The organism is Cupriavidus sp. GW823-FHT06D04 (assembly GCF_058795055.1).
On sequence record NZ_JBXAHL010000002.1, the window covers coordinates 310,864 to 333,139 of the forward strand.

A 22,276-nucleotide genomic window follows, 5' to 3' on the forward strand; every position below is an offset into this window, starting at 1 on the left:
GTGCGAATGCGGGCGGCTCGGGTCAGTGGTGGCCCTTCAGCACGGTGCCCGGCTTGAGCTTGTAGACGGTGCCGCAGTAGGGGCACTTGGCTTCGCCGGTGTCTGCCACGTCGAGGAACACGCGCGGATGGTAGTTCCATGCCGGGGTGCTGGCGGTCGGGCAGTGCAGCGGAATGTCTTCAGCGCCGATTTCGATGATGGTGGCGGTTTGCGTCATGGTGTTGCAGGGAGTGATGCTTATTGTTCGATGAAAACAGCGGGTGTGCCGCGCCCGGCAGTACCGGGCGCGCGCAGAAGGGGCTGGCAGCCGGTGCTCAGACCAGCGTCAGCCACTTCTTGTACTTTTCGTTGGTGCCGCCCACGGCGGCAAAGAACGTGTCCTGGATCTGCTTGGTCACCGGGCCGCGGCGGCCTTCGCCGATGACGCGGTCGTCCAGTTCGCGGATCGGCGTGACTTCGGCGGCGGTGCCGGTGAAGAAGGCTTCGTCGGCGCAGTACATCTCGTCGCGGGTGATGCGCTTTTCACGCACCTCGATGCCCAGGTCGCGGGCGATGGCCAGGGTGGCGTCGCGGGTGATGCCGTCCAGGCACGAGGCCAGGTCCGGCGTGTAGATCACGCCGTTGCGCACGATGAAGACGTTCTCGCCCGAGCCTTCGCTGACATAGCCTTCGGTATCCAGCAGCAGCGCTTCGTCGTAGCCCAGGCCGGTGGCTTCCTGGTTGGCCAGGATCGAGTTGATGTAGTAGCCGCTGGCCTTGGCGCGCACCAGCGACACGTTGACGTGGTGGCGCGTGAACGACGAGGTCTTCACGCGGATGCCGCGCTCCATGCCTTCCTCGCCCAGGTAGGCGCCCCACGGCCAGGCCGCGATCGCCACGTGGATGGTGTTGCCCTTGGCCGAGACGCCCAGTTTCTCGTCGCCGACCCACACGATCGGGCGGATGTAGCAGGATTCCAGCTTGTTGGCGCGCACCACTTCGCGCTGCGCCGCTTCCAGCGTGGCCTCGTCGAAAGGCATGACCATCTGGAAGATCTTGGCCGAGTTGAACAGGCGCCGGGTGTGCTCGTGCAGGCGGAAGATGGCGGTGCCTTCGGGCGTCTTGTAGGCGCGCACGCCTTCGAACACGCCCATGCCGTAGTGCAGCGTATGCGTCAGCACATGGATCTTGGCGTCGCGCCATTCGATCAGCTTGCCGTCCATCCAAATCTTGCCGTCGCGATCAGCCATCGACATGTCTTTTCTCCCAGCGCCGTCAAATTAGCAAAAACGCCATTGTAAGCCGCGGGGGCATGGGTCACAACGCGATGCAGGCGTTGCGGCGGTCTAGAATCCTCTTTTCCGGGCGTTTGCCGAATTTCGGACGCCATTTCCTGCTGTTCCCCCCTTGTTGCACGTTTCCCTATCCCAGAGCCGCCGTGCCTTTGACCACACATCCCGGCCATGACGACCTGCCTGAACCCGGCGAGGACGGCGCCAGCCCCGCGCCGGGCCCGGACTGGCAGCAGGTGCTGGCAGCACTGCGTGCACTGGCCGGCGCCGAACCCGCCGCCGGCGCCGAGGCCCGGCGCCTGCTGTGGGCGCTGACGCTGGACGCCGACGGCGTGCCGGGCACGATCGAGCCGCTCGAGCAGGTGCGCGGCGCGCGCGGCTGGGGCAAGCCGAAGCCGGTGCCGCTGGCCCGGGTCGCCGAGGACGACCGGCTCGAGCCGTGGGATGCCCGCGTGGCGCGCACCATCCGCCGCGACCAGTCGCATAACCGGCGCTACGTGCTGGACCGCGCCGCCGCGGTGATGGCGTTGGTGGGCCACCCGGGCGTGGTGCTGACACATGCGCCATCGCAGACGCTGGAGGTGGTCGAGGACGCCCCCGCGCTGGAAGCGGTCCACAGCGCCGGCCGTTATGTGCTGCGCATCTTCCCGCCGGTGCGCGAGGCGCCGACGATGGAAGCCTTGCTGCCCGCCGCCGCGCGCCAGGAAGCCGAGGCGCTGCGCCAGGTCACAGTGGTGCGCGACGGCCCGCACCGGCTGCGGGTGATCCGCTACACCCCGGCGCAGTTCGATGCCGCGCGGCTGGTCGGCGACGGTCTGGCGATCCCGGAGGACGGCCAGGCGCAGCTCGACCAGACCCTGCGCGCGCTGGCCGGCCACTTCCAGGTCCATGCCGACCAGGCCGTCGGCACACGCGCGGTGGAGGCCGAGACACGGCTGCGCGCCGAGGTGGCGCCGGTGGCCCGCGGCATCTCGCTGCGGCTGGTGGTGACGCCGCTGGGGCCGCTCGGGCCGCGGCTCGCGCCCGGCGTCGGGCGCGAGCGCCTGATGGCCGCGGTGCGCGGCGAGACCCTGGCCACGCAGCGCGACCTCGAGGCCGAGCTGGCGAGCGTGGCCGAGGTCTTCGCCGCGCTGCCTGTGCTGGTGACCCAGTCGCCGCCCGGCGGCGAGTACACCTGGACACTGGACGATCCGGAGGACGCGCTCGCCGTGGTCGAGGCACTGCCCGGCCTGCCCGCCGTGCAGGCCGTGGAATGGCCGCGCGGCAAGGAGATCCGCGTGCTGCCGGCCGACCTGCCGCAGCTGGGGGTGCAGATCGAGAGCCGCGGCGCGTGGTACCGGCTGGCCGGCGAACTGCGCGTGGCCGAGGGGCTGGTGCTGGAGCTGGGCAAGCTGATCGACTGGACCGGCAGCCACGCCGGGCGCTTCGTGCCGATGGGGCAGGGCGTCTACGTGGCGCTGACGCGCGCGCTGCGCGGCCGGCTGCGCGACCTGGCCGGCGTCGGTGAGCATGTGCCCGACGGCATTCGCGTCCCGCAGATGGCCACGCCGTGGCTGGACGACGTGCTGGCCGGCGCGGGCGTCGATCCCGACGCGCATTTCCGCCAGCGCATCGCCCGGCTGCGCGCCGCGCGCGAAGCTGACATCGCGCTGCCTGCCACGCTGGCGGCTGAGCTGCGGCCCTACCAGGAGGCCGGCTACCGCTGGGCCATGACGCTGGCGGCCTCGGGCCTGGGCGCCTGCCTGGCCGACGACATGGGCTTGGGCAAGACCCTGCAGGCGCTGGCGGTGCTGGTGGCGCGCGCCGGCGGCGGCGCCGCGCTGGTGATCGCGCCGACCTCGGTGTGCGGCAACTGGGCGGCCGAGGCGCGGCGCTTTGCGCCCACGCTCAACGTCCATGTCTATGCCGAGGGCGATCGTGAGACGCTGCTGGCGCAGGCCGGGCCGCATGACCTGGTGATCGTCTCGTACACGCTGCTGCAGCAGGCCAGCAAGGCGTTCTGCGCGCGCGAATGGCATACCGTGGTCGCGGACGAGGCGCAGGCCTTCAAGAACGCGGTCACGCGGCGGGCGCAGGCGATGTTCGCGCTGCCGTCGGGCTTCCGCATGGCGCTGACCGGCACGCCGGTGGAGAACCGGCTGGCGGAACTCTGGTCGGTGATGCGGTTCTGCAATCCGGGCTTGCTGGGCTCGCTGGCCCGCTTCAACGAACACTTTGCCAACCCGATCGAGCGCGGCGGCGTGCGTGAGGCGCGCCAGCGGCTGCGCCGCATGATCGCGCCGTTCGTGCTGCGCCGGACCAAGGCGCAGGTGCTGGACGAACTGCCGCCGCGCACGGAGCTGGTGATCCGGGTCGAGCCCGAGCCGGTCGAAGCCGCGCACTACGAGGCCCTGCGCCGCCAGGCCCAGACCGAGGCCGAGGCCGCGCTGGCGCGCGTGGAAGCGGCACGCAAGGCCACCAAAGGCGCGCCTGCCGGGGCCCGTGCGCGCGCCCTGGCGCAGGCCCAGCACCAGGCGCAGGCGCGCATCCACGTGCTGGCGCAGCTGATGCGGCTGCGGCGCGCCGCGTGCGATCCGCGCCTGGTCACGCCGGAACTCAGCGGCCAGCTGTCCGAAGGCGCCAAGGTGCGCGCCTTTGTCGAGCTGGCCAGCGAGCTTGCCGCGAGCGGCCACAAGACCCTGGTGTTCAGCCAGTTTGTCGATTTCCTGCAGCTGCTGCGCCAGGGGCTGGAGCGGGCCGGGCTGGCGCTGCAGTACTTGGACGGCGCCACCCCCGCGGCCGAGCGCACTCGCCGCGTGGCCGCCTTCCAGGCGGGCGAGGGCGATGTCTTCCTGATCAGCCTGAAGGCCGGCGGCTTCGGCCTGAACCTGACCGCGGCCGACTACGTGATCATTGCCGACCCCTGGTGGAACCCCGCCGCCGAAGACCAGGCCATGGGCCGCGCGCACCGCATCGGCCAACAGCGCCCCGTGACGGTGTACCGGCTGATCAATGCGGGCACCATCGAAGAGCGCATCGTCGACCTGCACCGCGACAAGCGCGCGCTGGCCGACGGGCTGCTGGAGGCCGACGACGACAGCACCGCGGGAACCGGCGCGCCGCTGCCGGACGTGGATGAACTGGTGGGCCTGCTGCGGCGCTGAGCGGCACCGGGCAGCACCATATGCCCGCACGGCATACCTTCAAACCAACTCGGTCGTTTGGTTTTGGCAGGAACCTTGCTATCGTGTGGCGCTGGCCCGGGGCTCAGATCCCGGTCATTAAACTTACCGACGGTGCCCCCATGCCTACTTCGTCCCGCCTGCTTCCGCGCTTGTCCTTCCGTCCCGCGACCGGCCTGGCCGTGCTGTGCGCCGCCGCTGCCATCAGCACGGTCAGCATGCCCGCCCGCGCGCAAGGGGAGTGGCCGACGCAGCCGGTGACGATCCTGATGGGCTTCACCGCCGGCTCCGGCGTCGACATCGTCGGCCGCACGCTGCAGGAATCGCTGCAGAAGTCGCTGAAGACCACCATCATCTACGACTACCGGCCGGGCGCCGGCGGCAACGTCGCCTCCGAAGCAGTGGCGCATGCCAGGCCGGATGGCTACACGCTGCTGCTGGGCACCGCCGCCACGCACGGCATCAACCCGGCGCTGTACAAGAGCCTGCCGTTCGACGCCGAGGCCGATTTCACTCCGATCGCGCCGCTGGTCGAGGTCTCCAACGTGCTGACCGTCAACCCGGCGGTGATCGACGTGAAGTCGGTCAAGGAGTTTATCGAGAAGGTCAAGGCCAACCCGGGCAAGTACAACTTCGCGTCCACCGGCAACGGCACCGGCACGCACCTGGCCTTTGCCGAGTTCAATGCGCGCGCCGGCCTGGACATGGTCCACGTGCCCTACAAGGGCGGCCCGGACGCGCTACAGGCGGTGGTGAAGGGAGAGGTCTGCTGCATCTTCAACCAAGTGCAGAGCGTGCTGCCGCAGTACCGCGCCGGTAAGGTGCGCCTGCTGGGCGTGACCACCAGGCAGCGGGTGCAAGTGATTCCCGACGTGCCGACCATTGCCGAGAGCGGCCTGCCCGGCTTCAACAGCACCATCTGGTTCGGCTTCTTCGGGCCGAAGGGGCTGGATCCGAAGATCGCGCGCAAGGTCAACGATGCGGTGAAGGTGGCGCTGGAAACGCCGGCGATCCGGCAGAAGCTGATCGATGCGGGCAACACGCCGCGGGTCGAGACTGTGGATCAGTTCAAGGCGACGGTGAAGGGGGATCGGCAGAAGTGGGCGGGGGTGGTTAAGACTGTGGGGGCGTCGGTGGATTGAGGGTGGTTGGGGGGTGGTTGGCTATCGCAGAGCCTGCATCCACGAGAAGCGGCAAGCGCCCCCCCAAGCCCCGCCCCTAAGCTCTTACCCCCAACCGAGTCAACAAATGCGCCAACTGCGCCTGCGTCCCCGTAGCCGTCTTGGTAAAAATAGCCTTCAACTGCGTGCGCCCAGTCTCGCGCCGGATGCCGATCAGCTCGCACGCCTCGGGCAGGCCGATGCCCGATGACAGCTGCAAGGCCAGCCGGGTCTCGGCCGGCGTGAGGCCGTAGAGGTCGCGCAGAACCGCCGGCAGTGTCATCGGCGCGGTGCCGGGCTCGTGGATCGCCACCAGCACGCTGGGGCGCTGCCAGTCCATCGCCAGATGGTGCGCGGGTGGCAGCGGCAGCAGGACGACCTGGGCCTGGCGGCCGGCGCTGTCGGCGGCGCGCAGCGCCTGTGCCGGCTGCGGGTTGGCGGGGTTGCATGCCGCCCGCAGCGCTTCGGCAAACGGGCGCGACAGCTGCCAGTCGGCTTCCTCGCGCACGGCCGCGGCAGGCGGCGCCACGGCGCTGGTTTCGATCGACGCCGCCGGCAGCAGCCGGCGCACCCAGGCCTCGCCGATGCTGTTGGCCAGCAGCGGCTTGCCGTCATCGCGGAACACGATCACGCCGAACGGCAGCCGCTCCATCAGCTGCGCCGACGCATGCGCCAGTGCCGACACCTGGTGGGTGCGGTCGCGCAGCGCCATCGCTTGGCGCACGTGCGGGATGGCCCAGTCGAGCGCGCGCGCGTCTTCGGGCGAATAGTGGTCGTGGCCATGCGGGCGCTGCAGCGACAGGAACACGTCGTAGTGCGGCTGGCGCTCGATCAGGCAGGCCATCACCGACGACTGCTCGAATTCCCGCAGGAACTCGCCATAGAAGGGCGACCTGCGCATCGCCGGCACGCCCAGCTCGCGTGAATCGATATACCAGTTGCCCACCGACATGCGCCTGGCGAACGGCAGGGCCGGGTCGATGGCCACGTACTGTTCGCTGTAGGCGGCCACCGCCTCCGGCATTGGGTTGACCTCCTGGTTCACCAGCACGCGCTCGTTGACCGTGTCGAGCACCAGCAGATGGGCATGCGTGCTGCCGCTGGCCTGGCACAGCGCGCCCAGGCTGCGCTGCCAGGCGTCGGCATCGAAGATCCCCTCGTACAGCGCGCGAATGGTGTCGTGCATCTGTGTATCGCTCATGGCTTCCCTTCTTTTTACTTCTTGTATTTTTAGCACTTTCTTCGCGGGGCAACGGGCGGGCCGCAGGCGCGGCGCTGGCCCGATGCCGGGCGCGGTGGTGTTCAGGCCTCGTCCAGCGCTGCGCCGAGGCGCGAGAGCAGATGCGTCAGCTGGGCCTGGCTGTTGCAGCCGGTCTTGTGGAACACGGCCTTGAGCTGGGTGCGCGCGGTTTCGTGGCGGATGTTCAGCTGCTGGCTGGCTTCTGGCAGGCCCTGGCCGGTGGCCAGCTGGTTGGTCAGCCGGGTCTCCGCCGGGGTGAGTCCGTACAGGTCGCGCAGCACCGGCGCCAGCAACAGCGGCGCGCTGTCCTGCTCATGCACGATCACCAGCGCCGCCGGTTCCTGCCATTGCGCGGCAAAGGCGTGCGAGGGCGGCAGCGGCAGCACGATCACCTGCGCGCCGGCGCCGCTGCCGTCGGTGGCGCGGGCGGCCTGCGCCGCGACCGCGCGTTGCGGGTCGCAGGCGGCCTGCACCATGTCGGCGAACGGGCGCGACAGGGTCCAGTCCGACACCTTGCCGGCCGGGTCCAGGCGCCGCGCCCAGCGCTCGCCGGCGCGGTTGCTGAGCAGCACGTGGCGCTGCGGCGAGAACACCAGCAGCGCAAAATTGAGCCGTTCCACCAGCTGCGTCGACAGCCGCGCCAGCACTGTCAGCCCCAGCGTGCGGTCGCGCATGGCCATGGCGCTGCGCATATGCGGGATGATCCAGTCCATGCTGCGGGTGTCGTCGGGCGAGAACAGCGGCTGCGTGCGCGCGCGCTGCATCGAGAAATAGACTTCGTAGTGGGGCTGGCGCTCGACCAGGCAGGCCACGTAGGAGCGCAGGTCATAGCGGTGGAAGAAGTCGCGGTAGAACGGATGGCGGGCCATGGTGCCTTCGCCCAGTTCGCGCGCGTCGATATACCAGTCGCCCGGCCGCAGGCGCGGCGCGAACTGCTTGGCCGGATCGATGGCCTGGTAGTCCGATTCATACTCGGAAAACAGTTCCACCACCGGATTGACGATCTCATTGACGGTGACCTGGTCGCGGACGGTGTCCCAGACCATCATCGAGGCGTGTGCCGTGCCCGCCAGTTCCGTCAGGGTGCGCAGGCTCTGCTGCCAGGCACCGGGATCGAGAATGCCCTCGTACAAGCCACGGATCGCTCCGTGCATGTCGGCTTCTTTCATCTGACTCACCCCCTGCATTCGCGACAAGGAAATGCGCGGCGCCGGCGGTGCGTCTGATCGCACACCGGCTGCATTCTTTTTGGCTGCTTGTTATTTTGGCCGCCTGTTGTCATGGCCGTTTCAAGACCGGCTCTGGCGCTTTTTGCGTGTCTGTTGTAGCAGACGTTGCATACATTACCGCACTCGGGGGTCAACAGGGGCATGGAGCTGACCCTTCTTTCGTGGGGAAGTATGTCACCAGCTCCCTGTGGGGTTGCACTGAATGTGATGCAAGGTACATATCACAAGTGCGTAACGGTCCGGAATCGGCAAAGCGTTGACCACGATCAGGTAAAATGCCCGTTTCCCCGAATTCCAGCGAAATCTCGCGCCATCCATCGCCATGACCTCTGTCCTGCGTCTTTCCGAGCTGATTTCCCAAGGCAAAATCTCCGGCAAGCGGGTGTTTATCCGCGCCGACCTGAACGTGCCGCAGGACGACGCCGGCAACATCACCGAGGACACCCGCATCCGCGCCTCGGTGCCGGCCATCGAGGCCTGCCTGGCTGGCGGCGCCGCGGTGATGGTCACCTCCCACCTGGGCCGCCCGACCGAGGGCGAGTTCAAGCCCGAAGACTCGCTGGCGCCGATCGCCACGCGCCTGTCCGAGCTGCTGGGCAAGCCGGTCAAGCTGGTGCAGAACTGGGTCGACGGCATCGAGGTGGCGCCGGGCCAGGTGGTGCTGCTGGAAAACTGCCGCGTGAACAAGGGCGAAAAGAAGAACAGCGACGAACTGGCCCAGAAGATGGCCAAGCTGTGTGACGTCTACGTGAACGATGCCTTCGGCACCGCCCACCGCGCCGAAGCCACCACGCATGGCATCGCCAAGTACGCCCCGATCGCCTGCGCCGGCCCGCTGCTGGCCGCCGAGATCGACGCGCTGGGCAAGGCGCTGGGCCAGCCGGCGCGTCCGCTGGTGGCAATCGTGGCCGGCTCCAAGGTCTCGACCAAGCTGACCATCCTGAAGTCGCTGGCCGACAAGGTCGACAACCTGGTCGTCGGCGGCGGCATTGCCAATACCTTCATGCTGGCAGCCGGCCTGAAGATCGGCAAGTCGCTGGCTGAAGCCGACCTGGTCGGCGACGCCAAGACCATCATCGACATCATGGCCGCCCGCGGCGCCTCGGTGCCGATCCCGGTCGACGTGGTGTGCGCCAAGGAATTCAGCGCCACCGCCGCGGCCACCGTCAAGGACGTCAAGGACGTGGCCGACGACGACATGATCCTGGACATCGGCCCCAAGACCGCCGCGATGCTGGCCGAGCAGCTCAAGGCCGCCGGCACCATCGTCTGGAACGGCCCGGTGGGCGTGTTCGAATTCGACCAGTTCGGCAACGGCACCAAGGTGCTGGCCCAGGCCATCGCTGAATCGAAGGCGTTCTCGATCGCCGGCGGTGGCGACACGCTGGCGGCCATTGCCAAGTACGGCATCGCCGACCGCGTGGGCTATATCTCCACGGGCGGCGGCGCGTTCCTGGAGTTCCTGGAAGGCAAGAAGCTGCCCGCATTCGAAGTGCTGGAGCAGCGCGCCGCAGGCTGACGCATCCGCCGGGCCCGGCGGTGTTGCCGGGGCCCTGAACCAGGAAATCCGCGCATGACTCGTTCCACCAAGATCGTCGCCACCATCGGCCCCGCCTCCAGCTCGCTGGAAATCCTGACCCGCATGATCGCGGCGGGGGTCGACGTGGTGCGGCTGAATTTTTCGCACGGCACCGCCCAGGACCATCTCGACCGCGCCCGCCTGGTGCGTGAAGCCGCGCAGGCATGCGGGCGCGAGGTCGCCATCATGGCCGACCTGCAGGGTCCCAAGATCCGCGTCGGCAAGTTCGAGCACGGCAAGATTACGCTCAAGGCGGGCGACCCGTTCATCCTGGATTCGAGCTGCCAGCTCGGCAACGAGCAGCGCGCCGGCCTGGACTACCAGGACCTGCCGCGCGACGTCGGCCCGGGCGACCTGCTGCTGCTCAACGACGGCCTGATCGTGCTGGTGGTGGACCGCGTGCTCGGCAGCGAGATCTTCACCACCGTGCGCGTGGGCGGCGAGCTGTCCAACAACAAGGGCATCAACCGCCAGGGTGGCGGGCTGTCGGCGCCGGCGCTGACAGCCAAGGACATGGACGATATCAAGACCGCCATGGCCCTGGGCGCCGACTACGTCGCCGTCAGCTTTCCCAAGAACGCCACTGACATGGAAATGGCGCGCCAGCTGGCCGCCGTGGCCGGCCAGCCGCACGGCCACAAGGCCCGCATGATCGCCAAGATCGAACGCGCCGAGGCAATCCGCCCGGGCGTGCTGGAAGAGATCCTGCAGGCGTCCGACGGCATCATGGTGGCGCGTGGCGACCTGGCCGTGGAGGTGGGCAATGCCGCCGTGCCGGCGCTGCAGAAGCGCATGATCAAGCTGGCGCGCGAGGCCAACAAGCTGACCATCACCGCCACCCAGATGATGGAGAGCATGATCATCAACCCTGTGCCCACGCGTGCCGAGGTCTCGGACGTGGCCAACGCCGTGCTGGACGGCACCGACGCGGTGATGCTGTCGGCCGAAACTGCGGCGGGCCGCTACCCCGTGGAGACGGTCGAGGCCATGGCCGCGGTCTGCATCGAAGCCGAGAAGTCCGAGGTGGTGCAGCTCGACACCGATTTCCTGAACCAGACCTTTTCGCGCATCGACCAGTCGGTGGCGATGGGTGCGCTGTTCACGGCCTATCATTTGCAGGTGAAGGCGATTGCCGCGCTGACCGATTCCGGCGCCACCGCATTGTGGATGAGCCGTCACCGTATCCATGTGCCGATCTATGCGATGACGCCCAACCTGGCCTCGCAGCGCAAGATGCAGCTGTACCGCAACGTGGTGCCGCTGCCGCTGCAGTCCAGCGCCGACCGCGACACCGCGCTGGAGCAGGCAGAAGAACTGCTGCTGGCCCAGGGCGTGGTGCAGCGCGGCGATTTCATCGTGCTGACCATTGGCGAGCCGATGGGCCAGCCGGGCGGCACCAATACCCTGAAAATCGTCAGGGTGGGCAGCTGAAAGTGAGATGAGGCAATGCGTGCCATGCCGGACGGAGCGCCAGCGCGGAATGCGCAGGGCTGACGGCGCCGGCAGGCACGGGCGATGCGCTACGTAAGTCGATTCACTGCGTAAGCGCCGATTAGAAGAATACGCGGAAGACACCCCATTTTTTATTAGGAGTTAGACATGCCACTCGTATCGATGCGCCAGCTGCTGGACCACGCGGCCGAGAACAGCTACGGCCTGCCGGCCTTCAACGTCAACAATCTCGAGCAAGTGCAGGCCATCATGCAGGCCGCTGACGAGGTCAACGCACCGGTGATCATGCAAGCCTCGGCCGGCGCGCGCAAATACGCCGGTGAGCATTTCCTGCGCCACCTGATCGAAGCCGCCGTTGAGGCTTATCCCCATATTCCGGTCGTGATGCACCAGGACCACGGCCAGTCGCCGGCGATCTGCCAGGGCGCGATCGACCTGGGCTTCTCGTCGGTGATGATGGACGGCTCGCTGCGCGAAGACGGCAAGACCCCGGCCGAGTACGACTACAACATCGACGTCACCCGCAAGGTGGTGCAGCTGGCCCACGCCGTCGGCGTGACCGTGGAAGGCGAACTGGGCTGCCTGGGTTCGCTGGAAACCGGTGAAGCCGGCGAAGAAGACGGCATCGGCGCCGTCGGCGTGCTGGATCACTCCATGCTGCTGACCGATCCGGAGCAGGCCGCCGATTTCGTCAAGGCCACCCAGCTGGACGCCCTGGCCATCGCCATCGGCACCTCGCACGGCGCCTACAAGTTCACGCGCAAGCCCACCGGCGACATTCTGGCGATCAGCCGCATCAAGGAAATCCACGCTCGCATCCCCAACACCCACCTGGTGATGCACGGCTCGTCGTCCGTTCCGCAAGAGCTGCTGGAAGAGATCCGCAAGTTCGGCGGCGACATGAAGGAAACCTACGGCGTGCCGGTCGAGGAAATCCAGGAAGCGATCAAGTACGGCGTGCGCAAGATCAACATCGACACCGACATCCGCCTGGCCATGACCGGCGCGATCCGCCGCTTCTTCGCCGAGAACCCGAGCAAGTTTGACCCGCGCGAATACCTGAAGCCGGCCCGCGAAGCCGCCAAGCAGGTGTGCAAGGCGCGCTACATCGCCTTCGGCTGCGAAGGCCAGGCCAGCAAGATCAAGCCGATCGGCCTGACCGACATCGCGCAGCAGTACAAGGCGGGCAAGCTGTCGCAGGTCGTGCAGTAAATGTCCCTAGTCCGCCTTCCGCGCAAGGGGAAGGCGGATTGCAGTTCCGGCCGCCGCGGCACGCATCCAGCGCCCGGCGGCTTCGCCGTTTTATCGGAACCAACATGTCCAACGCTCTCTACCAGTCCTCCATCAACTCGCTGCCGCTGCTGGGCCACGGCAAAGTGCGCGACAACTATGCCGTCGGCAATGACAAGCTGCTGATCGTCACCACCGACCGCCTGTCGGCGTTCGACGTCATCATGGGCGAGCCGATCCCTGACAAGGGCCGCGTTCTGAACCAGATGGCGAACTTCTGGTTCCGCAAGCTCGCGCACATCGTGCCGAACCACGAGACCGGCATCGCGCCCGAGACCGTGGTCGCGCCGGAGGAAGTGGAGCAGGTCAAGGGCCGCGCCGTGGTGGTCAAGCGCCTGAAGCCGATCCTGGTCGAAGCCGTGGTGCGCGGCTACCTCGCCGGCAGCGGCTGGAAGGACTACCAGGCCACCGGCAAGGTGTGCGGGATCGAACTGCCCGCCGGCCTGCAGAACGCGCAGAAGCTGCCCGAGCCGATCTTCACCCCGGCCGCCAAGGCCGAGATGGGCGAGCACGACGAGAACATCTCGTTCGGCGAAGTCGAGGCCCGCATCGGCATCGCGCTGGCGCGCCAGATGCGCGAGATCTCGATCCGCCTGTACAAGGAAGCGGCCGAGTTTGCCGCCACGCGCGGCATCATCATCGCCGATACCAAGTTCGAGTTCGGCCTGGACGACAATGGCGTGCTGACGCTGATGGACGAAGTGCTGACCGCCGATTCGTCGCGCTTCTGGCCGGCCGATTCGTACCAGGTGGGCACCAACCCGCCGTCGTTCGACAAGCAGTTCGTGCGTGACTGGCTGGAAGCCGTGCGCATCGACGGCAAGCCCTGGCCCAAGACCGCGCCGGCGCCACAACTGCCGGACGACGTGATCGAAAAGACCGCCGCCAAGTACCGTGATGCGCTGACGCGCCTGACGGGCGAAGAACTGCAGTAATGCAGGGCGCCGTTCCCGCGCGTGCGGGAACGGCCAACGAAGGAACAGACAAAGTGAGCAAGCAAGACAAGCCGCTGGTCGGCGTGGTGATGGGCAGCAGTTCCGACTGGGACGTGATGCAGCACGCAGTGGCCATGCTGAAGGATTTCGGCGTGCCGTTCGAAGCCCAGGTGGTGTCCGCGCACCGCATGGCGGATGACATGTTCCGCTATGCCGAGAGCGCGCGCAGCCGCGGCATCCGCGCCATCATCGCCGGGGCCGGCGGCGCCGCGCACCTGCCCGGCATGATCGCCGCCAAGACCATCGTGCCGGTGTTCGGCGTGCCGGTGCCGTCCAAGTACCTGCGCGGCGAGGATTCCCTGCTGTCGATCGTGCAGATGCCCAAGGGCGTGCCCGTAGCCACCTTTGCCATCGGCGAGGCCGGTGCCGCCAATGCCGCGCTGCACGCGATCGCCACGCTGGCCACCACCGACGAGGCGCTGGCCGGCGCGCTGGAAGCGTTCCGCGCGAAGCAGACCGAAGCCGCGCGCGCGATGACGCTGCCGCTGTAATCATCCGGACATCCCACGGAACCTAGCAATGCCTACCGATATCCATCCCTACCTCTCCGAAGCCCACACGCCGGAATCGCGCGCCGAGTTCGGCGTCGACCGTCCCGACGCGCCCATCCTGCCCGGCGCGTGGCTCGGCATGCTGGGCGGCGGCCAGCTCGGCCGCATGTTCACGCATGCGGCGCAGGCGATGGGCTATCGCGTATGCGTGCTCGATCCGGACCAGGACAGCCCGGCCGGCTCGGTGGCGGACAAGCATATCTGTGCGCAATACACCGACGAGGCCGCGCTCGCCGAGATGGGCAAGCTGTGCCAGGCGGTAAGCACCGAGTTCGAGAACGTGCCGTCGCTGTCGCTGGACCGGCTCGAGCAACTCGGCGCCTTTGTCGCGCCGCGCGGCTACTGTGTGTCGATTGCGCAGAACCGCATCGGCGAGAAGAAGTTCTTTGCCGCGTGCGCCGAGCGCACCGGCGTGTCGCCGGCCCCTCACTGGGTAATCCAGCACGATGCCGATGTCGACCAGCTGCCCGACCACGTGCTGCCCGGCATCCTCAAGACCGCGCGCATGGGCTATGACGGCAAGGGCCAGGCGCGCGTGAAGACGCGCGACGACGTGCGCGCCGCCTGGAACGCCATGCAGCACGTGCCGTGCGTGCTGGAGCAGATGCTGCCGCTGGCCTATGAGGTCTCGGTGCTGGCCGCGCGTGCCGCGAACGGCTCCACTGCCACCTGGCCGCTGGCCGAGAACGTGCACCGCGACGGCATCCTGTTCTCGACGGAAATGCCGTCGACCAGCGTGTCGCCTGAGATCGCCGACCGCGCGCGTGCCGCAGCCGCTGCCATCGCCACCGAGATGGGCTACGTCGGCGTGCTGTGCATCGAGTTCTTCGTGCTGACCGACGGCTCGCTGGTCGCCAACGAGATGGCGCCGCGCCCGCACAACTCCGGCCATATCACCATGGATGCGTGCGAGACCAGCCAGTTCGAACAGCAGGTGCGCGCCATGGCGCGGCTGCCGCTGGGCAGCACGCGCCAGCACTCGGCCGGCAAGATGCTGAACCTGCTGGGCGACGTGTGGTTCGAGTTCGGCCTGGAGCGCACGCCGTCGTGGGACGAGGTGGTGGCGCAACCTGGTGCCAAGCTGCACCTTTACGGCAAGGGCGATGCGCGCCCGTCGCGCAAGATGGGCCACGTCAACTGCGTGGGCGAGCATGCCGAAGCGGCTGCCGCCGCCTTTGCCGCCGCCGCGCGGGCGCTGCATATCCCGCTCTGAAGCCATAGCTCCAAGGAACACGATGTCGCCGCGAATGCCCACGGCCGCTGAACTGGACGAAGCCGTCCGCCTGCTCGAGGCCGGGCAACTGGTCGCCTTTCCCACCGAAACCGTCTACGGGCTCGGTGCGGACGCCGAGAACCCCGAGGCGGTCGCCCGCATCTTCGCGCTGAAGGGCCGGCCGTCGAACCATCCGGTGATTGTCCACGTGGTGGACGGTGCCGATATCGGCTACTGGACCGACGAGGTCCCCGAGGCCGCGCAGCAGTTGATCGACGCCTTCTGGCCCGGCCCGCTGACGCTGATCCTGAAGCGCGCCGCGCATATCCATTCGGCCGTCGCCGGCGGCCAGGACAGCATCGGCGTGCGTTGCCCGTCTCACCCCGTGGCGCAGGCGCTGCTGGCGCGCTTCAAGCGCGGCCGCGGCGGCATTGCCGCGCCGTCGGCCAACAAGTTCGGCCAGGTCAGCCCGACCACCGCGCAGCATGTGCGCGATGAATTCGGCGATGCGGTCTATGTACTGGAAGGCGATGGCGTGGAGGTCGGTATCGAATCGACCATCGTCGACCTGTCGCGGCTGGACCAGGGCATCGGCCCGGTGCTGTTGCGGCCGGGCGCGATTACCGCGGCGATGATGGCGCAGGTACTGGGCGCGGCCCCGCTGCCGCCTGATGCGGCTGCGCCGCGGGCCTCAGGCACGCTCAAGGCCCACTACGCGCCGCACACACCGCTGTTACTGGCCGATGCGCAAGCGGCTTCGGCGCAGCTGGCCTCGCTGCCGGACGATGCACGCGTGGTGTGGGTCGGCCGGGCGCCGCTGGTGGACCAGCGGTGCACCTGGGTGCAGGCGCCTGCGGATGCGGCGGCTTACGCGCGTGAGCTTTACCGCTTGCTGCGCAAGCTCGACAAGCAGGGCTATACGCAGCTGATGTTCGAGGTGCTGCCTGTAGGGCAGGATTGGGCCGGGGTGCGGGATCGGCTGGAGCGGGCGGCGGCGGCGTTCGAGGGGTGAGGGTCCCTTACCCCCCCAGCAAGCGCAACGCCGTATACACGGCCATCCCCACCATAATCATCCCCACCATCTTCCGGGTCAGCAGGTAGAACAACGTGGCCGCAATCCCGGCCATCAGCTTGTCGTTGGAAAACGCCACCGTGAAATGCCCCTGCCAGGTCATCAGGTCCGGCAGGATGATCGCCGCCAGCGCCGCGGCCGGCGCATAGCGCAGCGCCCGCGCGATGCGGTCCGGCACGGTGACATGCTCGCCGGCCATCAGGAACAGCGCGCGCGTGACGATGGTGACGACCGCCATGCCAAGGATGGCAATCCAGATTTCAAGATGGCTCATGCGCGGTCTCCCGGTGGCGTTTCCGGCGCGGCGGCGTTGGTGACCTCGGGTACCTTGGGTTTGCGCCGGCGGATGCCGCGCAGCGCCGCGCGCGCGGCCAGGTCGTCACTGGCCATGCCGGCGGCGATCGCGCCCACCACTGCCACCACCAGGCTGAGGCGGTACGGCAAGTCAAAGCACAGCAGTGCCAGTACCGCCGACACCACCACTGCCAGCAGCGTCGAGCGCGAGTTGATGGTGGCGATCATCACCGGGATCAGCGCCATGGTGCCCGCCAGCCCCAGCCCCCAGCTGTCGGGGAACAGGCTGGCCAGCACGATGCCGATGATCGACGACAGCTGCCACATGCAGAAGTTGGTCAGCGCCATGCCCCAGAAGTAGCCTTCCTTGCCGGGTTCGTAGCCGGGCGTGCTGTATTTCTGCAGGAAGTAGACGAAGTGCAGGTCGCCGTTGAACGAGCCCAGGATGGTGCGCCGCCATAGCGGCATGTAGCTGAAGTGCGGCTGCATGCCGGCGCTGAAGATCACGAAGCGCAGGTTGACCACGGCCGCGGTCAGCCAGATGGTCCACAGCGGCAGGCCCGCGGCGAACAGCGGCAGCACCGCCAACTGCGCCGAGCCGGCGTAGACCAGCAGCGACATGCCGATGGCTTCGGGCACGGTCATCACGGATTTGCTCATCGCCACGCCGGTCACCAGGCCCCAGGAGAAGACCGCGGGCAGGGACGGGGCAAAGTAGCGCGCGCCGTCGATAAAGCCGGCGCGTTCGGCGGGTGCGAAGCGATGCCAGAGGCGCAACCACACCGGGGGTTGTCGGGAAGTCATGTCAGAGGGCGAGGGGGCAATGCAGGCCCGGGGCCGAGGGCCGGCCCGGAAGGCTGCCGCCGCAGGACGCGGCCGGCACCCTGGCATTATAGGGGCGGATCGGGCGCTGGTAAGTGTCCGCTTAACAAAATGCGGCCGCGGCGTTGGCGCCAGGCCACGGCGCCGCGCCGCAGCCCGCCCGGCGCGGACTCAGGGTGCGCCGCGGTACACCCATTGCAGCAGGGCGTCGTGTGCTTCCAGCGCCTGCGCGGCGTTGGGATCGTTGATCATGCTGACCACCACGTAGCGGCCGCCGTCGGCAGCATCCACATAGCCGGCCAGCGCGCGCACGTCGGCCAGCGTGCCGGTCTTCAGGTAGCCGTTGCCGGCCGCGTTGGCGCGCGTCAGGCGGTTGCGCAGCGTGCCGTCGACGCCCAGCACCGGCAGCGAATCGATCAGCACCGGCCCCACGTTGCTGGCCGCGGCCTGCTGCAGCAGGCGCGCCATGTCATAGGCGCTGATGCGTTCCTCGCGCGACAGGCCCGAGCCGTTGTCCAGCACCAGGCCGGGCATGTCCAGCCCCTGGCGCGCCAGCCAGCGCTGCACCACGCGGGTCGAGCGGGCCGTGCTGGCCGGGCCGCCGCGGTCCATTTCGGCGCCGATGGTCAGGAACAGCTGGCGTGCCATCACGTTGTTCGAGAACTTGTTGATGTCGCGCACGATGTCCGCCAGCGGCAGGCCGTAGTGGCGCGCCAGCAGCACCGCGCCGCGCGGCACCTTGCCGCTGCGCAGCCCGGGCAGATGGGCAAAGCGCCCGCCGGCGCGCTGCCACTCGGCGACGAAGCCGCCCCAGGTGAATTCCGCGTGCGACAGCGTGGCGATATTGAGCACGTGCTCGCCGCAGTCGCTGGCATAGTTGCCCGAGAACGACGCCAGCACGGTGCCGTCCGCCTGCGGCAGCACGCTCGGGCTGGCGCTGGACTGCCAGTCGCCGCAGCGGCCGTTGGTCAGCGTCAGCCGGTTGTCCAGCTTGAGCTGGGCCAGCTCGGGCGTGACGCTGACTGCCACGGTCTGGCTGGCCGGGTCCGGCGTCAGCGTGAATGACAGCGTCTTGAACGCATAGAGCAGTGCATCCGGGCCGACGTTGTAGGCGCGCTGCACCTCGCCGTCGATGGTGCCGTTGCCGTCCAGGCCATCGGCAAAGTAGCTGCGGTCCAGCACCAGGTCGCCGTTGATGCCTGTGGCGCCCGCGGCGCGTGCCTTCGCCACCAGCTTAGCCATTTCCTCGGGCACCAGCTTGGGGTCGCCGTGGCCGCGCAGGTAGACATTGCCGTTGACGGTGCCGTCGAAGCCGGGCTGGGCATCGGCGTAGAGCGAGGTCTGCCAGCGGTAGTCGGGCCCCAGCAGCTGCAGCCCGGCAAAGGTGGTGACCAGCTTCATGGTCGAGGCCGGATTCATCGGCTGCTGCGCATTCCAGCTGGCGCGGGCGGTGCCCGCGCCCAGCCTGACCACGTAGAAGCTGGCGGCCGAGGCCGGCACGCCGGCGCGGCGCAGCGCCGCGGCCACCGGGGCCGGCACGCCGGCGCTCACCAGTGCGGGATCGGCAGCGGTTTTCGCGGCGGTGGCCGCCTTGGCGGGCGCTTTGGCTTGCGCCGGGGTGAGTGCGGGACCGCCGGCCAGCAACACGGCGGCAAGGATGGGCGAGAGCAGTGGCGACAGGCGGCGCAGCAGGGCGCCGGGTCGCGATGCAGTAGGCGCGGCGATTGGTCTTGGCATGGCGGCCATGTTAACGCATGGCCGCTGGCAGGCGGGTGACAGTCTTGCCGGTCGCTCTCAGCCGGCGCGCGGCGGCGCCAGCCGTGCCAGCAGCGACTTCAACGTGGCCTGCTCGGCTCCGGTCAGCGCCGAGCCGACGTGCGCGTCGTGCGCCACCACCGCCTGCGTGGCGGCTTCCAGCGTGCGGCGGCCGGCGGCCGTCAGCACCAGGCTGTAGGCGCGGCGATCCCCGGCTGCCGGGCGGCGCGCCACCAGGTTCATCTCTTCCAGCGCGTCGACCAGAAGCACTGCCCCGGAGCGGGCGATGCCGAGGATCTGCGCCAGCTCGGTCAGCTTCAGGTGCGGGTTGCGCGAGATGATGATCAGCGCCGAAAAGCGCGGTGGCGTGATCTGCCACTGCGCCAGTGACAGCACGAAGTCTTCATAGATGCGGATCTGCGCGCGGCGGATGGCGTAGCCGATCAGGTTGTCGAGCACGCCATAGTCGATATTCGGCACATGCGGGTCGAAACCGGCATCGGCACCGGCGCTTGCGGCCGGATCCGGCGCGAGCAGGTCCGGCGCCTTGCGCCGCGCGGACGCGGCGGTGGTGCTGCGCGGGCGCGGGGGCGCGGCGGGCGGTGTGCCGGATGCGTCGGGATTCATTTCAGCAGTTTCCAGTTGCCGTTGTCGATGGTCAGCATAACCCGCCCGCGCTGGTCGAAGCCATAGTGGTCTTGCCCACTGTAATTCAGCACGCCGTGCGAGACCACGATGTCGCGCTCGGTCTCCAGCGCCTGCCGCAGCGCCTGGCGGAACGCCGGCGTCCCCGGCTTGGCATGCTTGAGCGCCACCGGCACGATGCGCTCCAGCACCAGCCCGGCGTCGTAGGCATGGGCGCCGAACTGGGTGCGGCTGTCGGCGCCGTACTGCTTCTCATATCGGGTGACGTAGTCCAGCCCCGGCTTGCGCACCGGGTCGCCCGCGGGCAATTGCTCCGGCACGATCACCGGCCCGGCCGGCAGGATTGCGCCATTGACCATGCGCCCGCCGATGCGGATCAGGTCCTTGGTGGCCGCGCCGTGGGTGTGGTAGATGGTGCCGCCGTAGCCGCGCTCGCGCAGCGTGGTGTGCGGCAGCGCGGCGCCGGTGCCGGCGCCGGCGATCAGGATGGCGTCGGGTTTGGCGGCAATCAGCTTGATGGCCTGCGCGGTCACGCTGGTATCGGCGCGGCCATAGCGCTCGGTGGCGATCAGGCGGATGCCGTTGGCACTGGCGGCGGCGGTGAAGTCCTTCAGCCAGGTCTCGCCGTAGGCATCGGCGAAGCCGATAAAGCCGATGGTCTTGACGCCGTTGGTCTTGGCGGTGGCGGCCACGGCATTGGCCATCAGCCGCACCGGCTGCGCCAGCCGGAAGGTCCAGGCGCCGCGCCCGGGCTTGAGCTCAATCGGCGAGAACGCCAGCTGCACAGTCTGGGCTTCATCGGCCACCTCGGCAATGGCGATCGACGGCGCCACCGCGGACGAGCCCAGGATGATGTCGACCTTGTCCTCGGAGACAAAGCGGCGCGCCACCTTGGCGCCCTGCGTGGGGTCCGACGCATCGTCCAGCACGATGTAGCGCACCGCCTCGCCGCCGATCTTCTGCGGCAGGTAGGCCAGCGAGTTCTTCTGCGGGATGCCCAGCGACGCCGATGGGCCGGTGGTGGACAGGCTGACGCCGACGGTGATGTCGGCCAGCGCGCTGCCGGCGCTGAAGGCGAGGGCCGCGGCCAGCGCGAGGCGGGCCAGCTTGGTGGTGGTCAGGGGCGCCATGGTGTCTCCTCTCTCGATGGTCTTGTTCTGCATGTCAAACCTGCCGGATCCTACCGGTTGCCTTGCATCGACTGCCGGTCGAATCCCGCCAGCTGCTTGTACCGCAGCGAAATCGCCTCCAGTTCGGCGCGCGGGATCACCTGGTCGATGTCGGCAAAGCCCTGCGGCGCACGTTCCTCGGCCAGCTGCATCACTTGCTCGGGTCCGTTCATGCGGTTGCGCAGCACGATGCCGGCGGTGCGCGGCAGGCGCTCGGCCTCGTATTCGCGCAGCGCGTAGCCGGTGTCGGGCGTGCCGAGCAGGCTGTCGACCAGGTAGCGCGCGTCCAGGATGGCCTGGGCGCTGCCGTTCGAGCCGATCGGGTACATCGGGTGCGCGGCGTCGCCCAGCAGCGTGACGCAGTCGAAGGTCCAGCGCGGCAGCGGGTCCTTGTCGACCATCGGGAATTCGTAGATCGCCTGGGCACCGTCGATCAGCGCGGGGATGTCGATCCAGTCCCACTTCCAGTCGGCAAACGCGGCGCAGAACACGGATTTGTCGACCTGCTTGTTCCAGTCGCTGCGCGGCGGGGTGTCGGGAACGCTGTCGGGCACGCGCAGCTCGGCGATCCAGTTGACCAGCGAGCGGCCCTGGCGGCGCAGCGGTTCCGAGATCGGATAGGCCACGAACTTCTGGTCCTGGTGCCCGGCCATGAACATCGAGCGCCCGTCCAGGTAGGGCGGCGCCTCGGTGACCGCGCGCCACAGCAGGCGGCGCGAAAAACGCGGCAGGTCGCCGGTGGGGTAGAAGTGGCGGCGCACAGCCGAGTGGATGCCATCGGCGCCGACCAGCACATCGGCGCTGGCTTCGACCTCGGCATTGTCGCTGCGGCGGCGCAGGCCAAAGCGCGCCTGTCCGCCCGTGCCGGTGTCCAGCACGGTCTCGAAGCTATGGCCGGTATGCACGGCGCTGGCGCCCAGGCGCTCCACCACGGTACGGTGCAGCAGCATCTGGAATTCGCCGCGATGGATCGAGAACTGCGGCCAGTCATAACCGGCCGCCAGCCCGCGTGGCTCATGCCAGATGCGCTGGCCGCGCTTGTTGTAGTAGGAGAGCGACGAGGTCTCGATGGCGATATCCGCCAGCGCGTCGCGCAGTCCCAGCTCGGACAGGATGCGCACGGCGTGCGGCAGCAGGTTGATGCCCACGCCCAGCGGGCGCAGCGTTTCGCTGGCCTCCCAGACCTCGGCCTCGATGCCGTGGCGTTGGCACAGCAGCGCCAGCGTCAGTCCGCCGATGCCGCCACCGGCGATTGCGATCTTCATGTTGTCTCCCCCGCGTGCAGGATGCGCCGGTACGCAAGCGCGGGCGCGCTGCCTCCGGTCGAATTGGATTTGTTATGGAGTATAACAATTCGACCGGTCGCGGCAAGACGGGG

The 22,276-nt window shown here is 68.5% G+C and carries 19 protein-coding genes; 9 read left to right on the forward strand and 10 right to left on the reverse strand.

The features are described from left to right. Window positions 1-22: 22 nt before the first annotated feature. Together AC1Q7H_RS05165 and AC1Q7H_RS05170 are read right to left on the reverse strand one after the other, a co-directional pair. Entirely contained in the window at window positions 23-217 is a 195-nt protein-coding gene (locus tag AC1Q7H_RS05165) for a zinc-finger domain-containing protein (RefSeq protein WP_013955639.1), read from the reverse strand. A 97-nt stretch (window positions 218-314) separates the two neighbouring features. Further along, complete coding sequence (locus AC1Q7H_RS05170; RefSeq protein ID WP_013955640.1) at window positions 315-1,235, reverse strand: branched-chain amino acid transaminase; 921 nt, start codon at window positions 1,233-1,235, stop codon at window positions 315-317. A gap of 182 nt (window positions 1,236-1,417) precedes the next feature. On the opposite strand from AC1Q7H_RS05170, the gene AC1Q7H_RS05175 reads away from it, so the two are divergent. Next, window positions 1,418-4,414 carry a DEAD/DEAH box helicase gene (locus AC1Q7H_RS05175; RefSeq protein ID WP_492381014.1) on the forward strand — a complete coding sequence of 999 codons (2,997 nt, stop codon included), beginning with the start codon at window positions 1,418-1,420 and terminating at the stop codon, window positions 4,412-4,414. Window positions 4,415-4,554: 140 nt separating this feature from the next. Further along, on the forward strand, window positions 4,555-5,574 hold the full coding sequence (locus AC1Q7H_RS05180; RefSeq protein ID WP_013955642.1) for a Bug family tripartite tricarboxylate transporter substrate binding protein: 1,020 nt from the start codon (window positions 4,555-4,557) through the stop codon (window positions 5,572-5,574). A 76-nt stretch (window positions 5,575-5,650) separates the two neighbouring features. On the opposite strand, the gene AC1Q7H_RS05185 is transcribed toward AC1Q7H_RS05180, so the two are convergent. Both AC1Q7H_RS05185 and AC1Q7H_RS05190 read right to left on the reverse strand, forming a co-directional pair. After that, the gene (locus AC1Q7H_RS05185) at window positions 5,651-6,793 is read right to left on the reverse strand and encodes a helix-turn-helix transcriptional regulator (RefSeq protein ID WP_492381015.1); all 1,143 of its coding nucleotides are present in this window, start codon (window positions 6,791-6,793) and stop codon (window positions 5,651-5,653) included. A gap of 101 nt (window positions 6,794-6,894) precedes the next feature. After that, window positions 6,895-8,001, reverse strand: a complete 1,107-nt coding sequence (locus tag AC1Q7H_RS05190; RefSeq protein ID WP_492381016.1) for a helix-turn-helix transcriptional regulator — start codon at window positions 7,999-8,001, stop codon at window positions 6,895-6,897. Window positions 8,002-8,383: 382 nt separating this feature from the next. Between AC1Q7H_RS05190 and AC1Q7H_RS05195 the strand changes: the two genes are divergently transcribed. The 7 genes from AC1Q7H_RS05195 (at window position 8,384) to AC1Q7H_RS05225 (ending at window position 16,153) form a co-directional block, all read left to right on the forward strand. Next, window positions 8,384-9,580, forward strand: a complete 1,197-nt coding sequence (locus AC1Q7H_RS05195; RefSeq protein WP_492381017.1) for a phosphoglycerate kinase — start codon at window positions 8,384-8,386, stop codon at window positions 9,578-9,580. Between the two features lie 54 nt (window positions 9,581-9,634). Continuing rightward, a complete protein-coding gene (gene pyk, locus AC1Q7H_RS05200) occupies window positions 9,635-11,071 on the forward strand; it encodes a pyruvate kinase (RefSeq protein ID WP_211980744.1) in 1,437 nt (478 codons plus the stop codon). Window positions 11,072-11,239: 168 nt separating this feature from the next. Further along, entirely contained in the window at window positions 11,240-12,304 is a 1,065-nt protein-coding gene (gene fba, locus AC1Q7H_RS05205; RefSeq protein WP_211980745.1) for a class II fructose-bisphosphate aldolase, read from the forward strand. 104 nt (window positions 12,305-12,408) lie between these two features. Continuing rightward, window positions 12,409-13,317 carry a phosphoribosylaminoimidazolesuccinocarboxamide synthase gene (locus tag AC1Q7H_RS05210; RefSeq protein WP_211980746.1) on the forward strand — a complete coding sequence of 303 codons (909 nt, stop codon included), beginning with the start codon at window positions 12,409-12,411 and terminating at the stop codon, window positions 13,315-13,317. Between the two features lie 53 nt (window positions 13,318-13,370). Continuing rightward, the gene (gene purE, locus AC1Q7H_RS05215; RefSeq protein WP_010812195.1) at window positions 13,371-13,868 is read left to right on the forward strand and encodes a 5-(carboxyamino)imidazole ribonucleotide mutase; all 498 of its coding nucleotides are present in this window, start codon (window positions 13,371-13,373) and stop codon (window positions 13,866-13,868) included. Between the two features lie 28 nt (window positions 13,869-13,896). Then, complete coding sequence (locus tag AC1Q7H_RS05220) at window positions 13,897-15,141, forward strand: 5-(carboxyamino)imidazole ribonucleotide synthase (protein ID WP_211980747.1); 1,245 nt, start codon at window positions 13,897-13,899, stop codon at window positions 15,139-15,141. 22 nt (window positions 15,142-15,163) lie between these two features. After that, on the forward strand, window positions 15,164-16,153 hold the full coding sequence (locus AC1Q7H_RS05225; protein ID WP_013955652.1) for an L-threonylcarbamoyladenylate synthase: 990 nt from the start codon (window positions 15,164-15,166) through the stop codon (window positions 16,151-16,153). A gap of 7 nt (window positions 16,154-16,160) precedes the next feature. Here the strand turns inward: AC1Q7H_RS05225 and AC1Q7H_RS05230 are convergent, their stop codons facing one another. The 6 genes from AC1Q7H_RS05230 to AC1Q7H_RS05255 form a co-directional block, all read right to left on the reverse strand. Beyond that, entirely contained in the window at window positions 16,161-16,487 is a 327-nt protein-coding gene (locus tag AC1Q7H_RS05230; protein ID WP_013955653.1) for an AzlD domain-containing protein, read from the reverse strand. Beyond that, window positions 16,484-17,311, reverse strand: coding sequence for an AzlC family ABC transporter permease (locus tag AC1Q7H_RS05235; protein WP_153955647.1), 828 nt, complete (start codon window positions 17,309-17,311; stop codon window positions 16,484-16,486). The genes AC1Q7H_RS05230 and AC1Q7H_RS05235 overlap by 4 nt, the downstream gene beginning before the upstream one ends. A 189-nt stretch (window positions 17,312-17,500) precedes the next feature. After that, on the reverse strand, window positions 17,501-19,075 hold the full coding sequence (gene dacB / locus AC1Q7H_RS05240; protein ID WP_211980748.1) for a D-alanyl-D-alanine carboxypeptidase/D-alanyl-D-alanine endopeptidase: 1,575 nt from the start codon (window positions 19,073-19,075) through the stop codon (window positions 17,501-17,503). Window positions 19,076-19,123: 48 nt separating this feature from the next. Beyond that, the gene (locus AC1Q7H_RS05245; RefSeq protein WP_492381018.1) at window positions 19,124-19,711 is read right to left on the reverse strand and encodes a MarR family winged helix-turn-helix transcriptional regulator; all 588 of its coding nucleotides are present in this window, start codon (window positions 19,709-19,711) and stop codon (window positions 19,124-19,126) included. After that, entirely contained in the window at window positions 19,708-20,859 is a 1,152-nt protein-coding gene (locus AC1Q7H_RS05250) for an ABC transporter substrate-binding protein (protein WP_194946887.1), read from the reverse strand. Before AC1Q7H_RS05250 ends, AC1Q7H_RS05245 begins: the two co-directional genes overlap by 4 nt. 50 nt (window positions 20,860-20,909) lie before the next feature. Continuing rightward, on the reverse strand, window positions 20,910-22,163 hold the full coding sequence (locus AC1Q7H_RS05255; protein WP_492379740.1) for a flavin-dependent oxidoreductase: 1,254 nt from the start codon (window positions 22,161-22,163) through the stop codon (window positions 20,910-20,912). Window positions 22,164-22,276 lie beyond the last annotated feature (113 nt).

Excerpts from the sequence above, each read along its gene's own strand:
- AC1Q7H_RS05165 (WP_013955639.1), bottom strand. The coding sequence starts at position 217 with ATGACGCAAACCGCCACCATCATCGAAATCGGCGCTGAAGACATTCCG.
- AC1Q7H_RS05170 (WP_013955640.1), bottom strand. The coding sequence starts at position 1,235 with ATGTCGATGGCTGATCGCGACGGCAAGATTTGGATGGACGGCAAGCTG.
- AC1Q7H_RS05180 (WP_013955642.1), top strand. The coding sequence starts at position 4,555 with ATGCCTACTTCGTCCCGCCTGCTTCCGCGCTTGTCCTTCCGTCCCGCG.
- AC1Q7H_RS05185 (WP_492381015.1), bottom strand. The coding sequence starts at position 6,793 with ATGAGCGATACACAGATGCACGACACCATTCGCGCGCTGTACGAGGGG.
- AC1Q7H_RS05190 (WP_492381016.1), bottom strand. The coding sequence starts at position 8,001 with ATGAAAGAAGCCGACATGCACGGAGCGATCCGTGGCTTGTACGAGGGC.
- AC1Q7H_RS05195 (WP_492381017.1), top strand. The coding sequence starts at position 8,384 with ATGACCTCTGTCCTGCGTCTTTCCGAGCTGATTTCCCAAGGCAAAATC.
- pyk (WP_211980744.1), top strand. The coding sequence starts at position 9,635 with ATGACTCGTTCCACCAAGATCGTCGCCACCATCGGCCCCGCCTCCAGC.
- fba (WP_211980745.1), top strand. The coding sequence starts at position 11,240 with ATGCCACTCGTATCGATGCGCCAGCTGCTGGACCACGCGGCCGAGAAC.
- AC1Q7H_RS05210 (WP_211980746.1), top strand. The coding sequence starts at position 12,409 with ATGTCCAACGCTCTCTACCAGTCCTCCATCAACTCGCTGCCGCTGCTG.
- AC1Q7H_RS05220 (WP_211980747.1), top strand. The coding sequence starts at position 13,897 with ATGCCTACCGATATCCATCCCTACCTCTCCGAAGCCCACACGCCGGAA.
- AC1Q7H_RS05225 (WP_013955652.1), top strand. The coding sequence starts at position 15,164 with ATGTCGCCGCGAATGCCCACGGCCGCTGAACTGGACGAAGCCGTCCGC.
- AC1Q7H_RS05230 (WP_013955653.1), bottom strand. The coding sequence starts at position 16,487 with ATGAGCCATCTTGAAATCTGGATTGCCATCCTTGGCATGGCGGTCGTC.
- AC1Q7H_RS05235 (WP_153955647.1), bottom strand. The coding sequence starts at position 17,311 with ATGACTTCCCGACAACCCCCGGTGTGGTTGCGCCTCTGGCATCGCTTC.
- dacB (WP_211980748.1), bottom strand. The coding sequence starts at position 19,075 with ATGGCCGCCATGCCAAGACCAATCGCCGCGCCTACTGCATCGCGACCC.
- AC1Q7H_RS05245 (WP_492381018.1), bottom strand. The coding sequence starts at position 19,711 with ATGAATCCCGACGCATCCGGCACACCGCCCGCCGCGCCCCCGCGCCCG.
- AC1Q7H_RS05250 (WP_194946887.1), bottom strand. The coding sequence starts at position 20,859 with ATGGCGCCCCTGACCACCACCAAGCTGGCCCGCCTCGCGCTGGCCGCG.
- AC1Q7H_RS05255 (WP_492379740.1), bottom strand. The coding sequence starts at position 22,163 with ATGAAGATCGCAATCGCCGGTGGCGGCATCGGCGGACTGACGCTGGCG.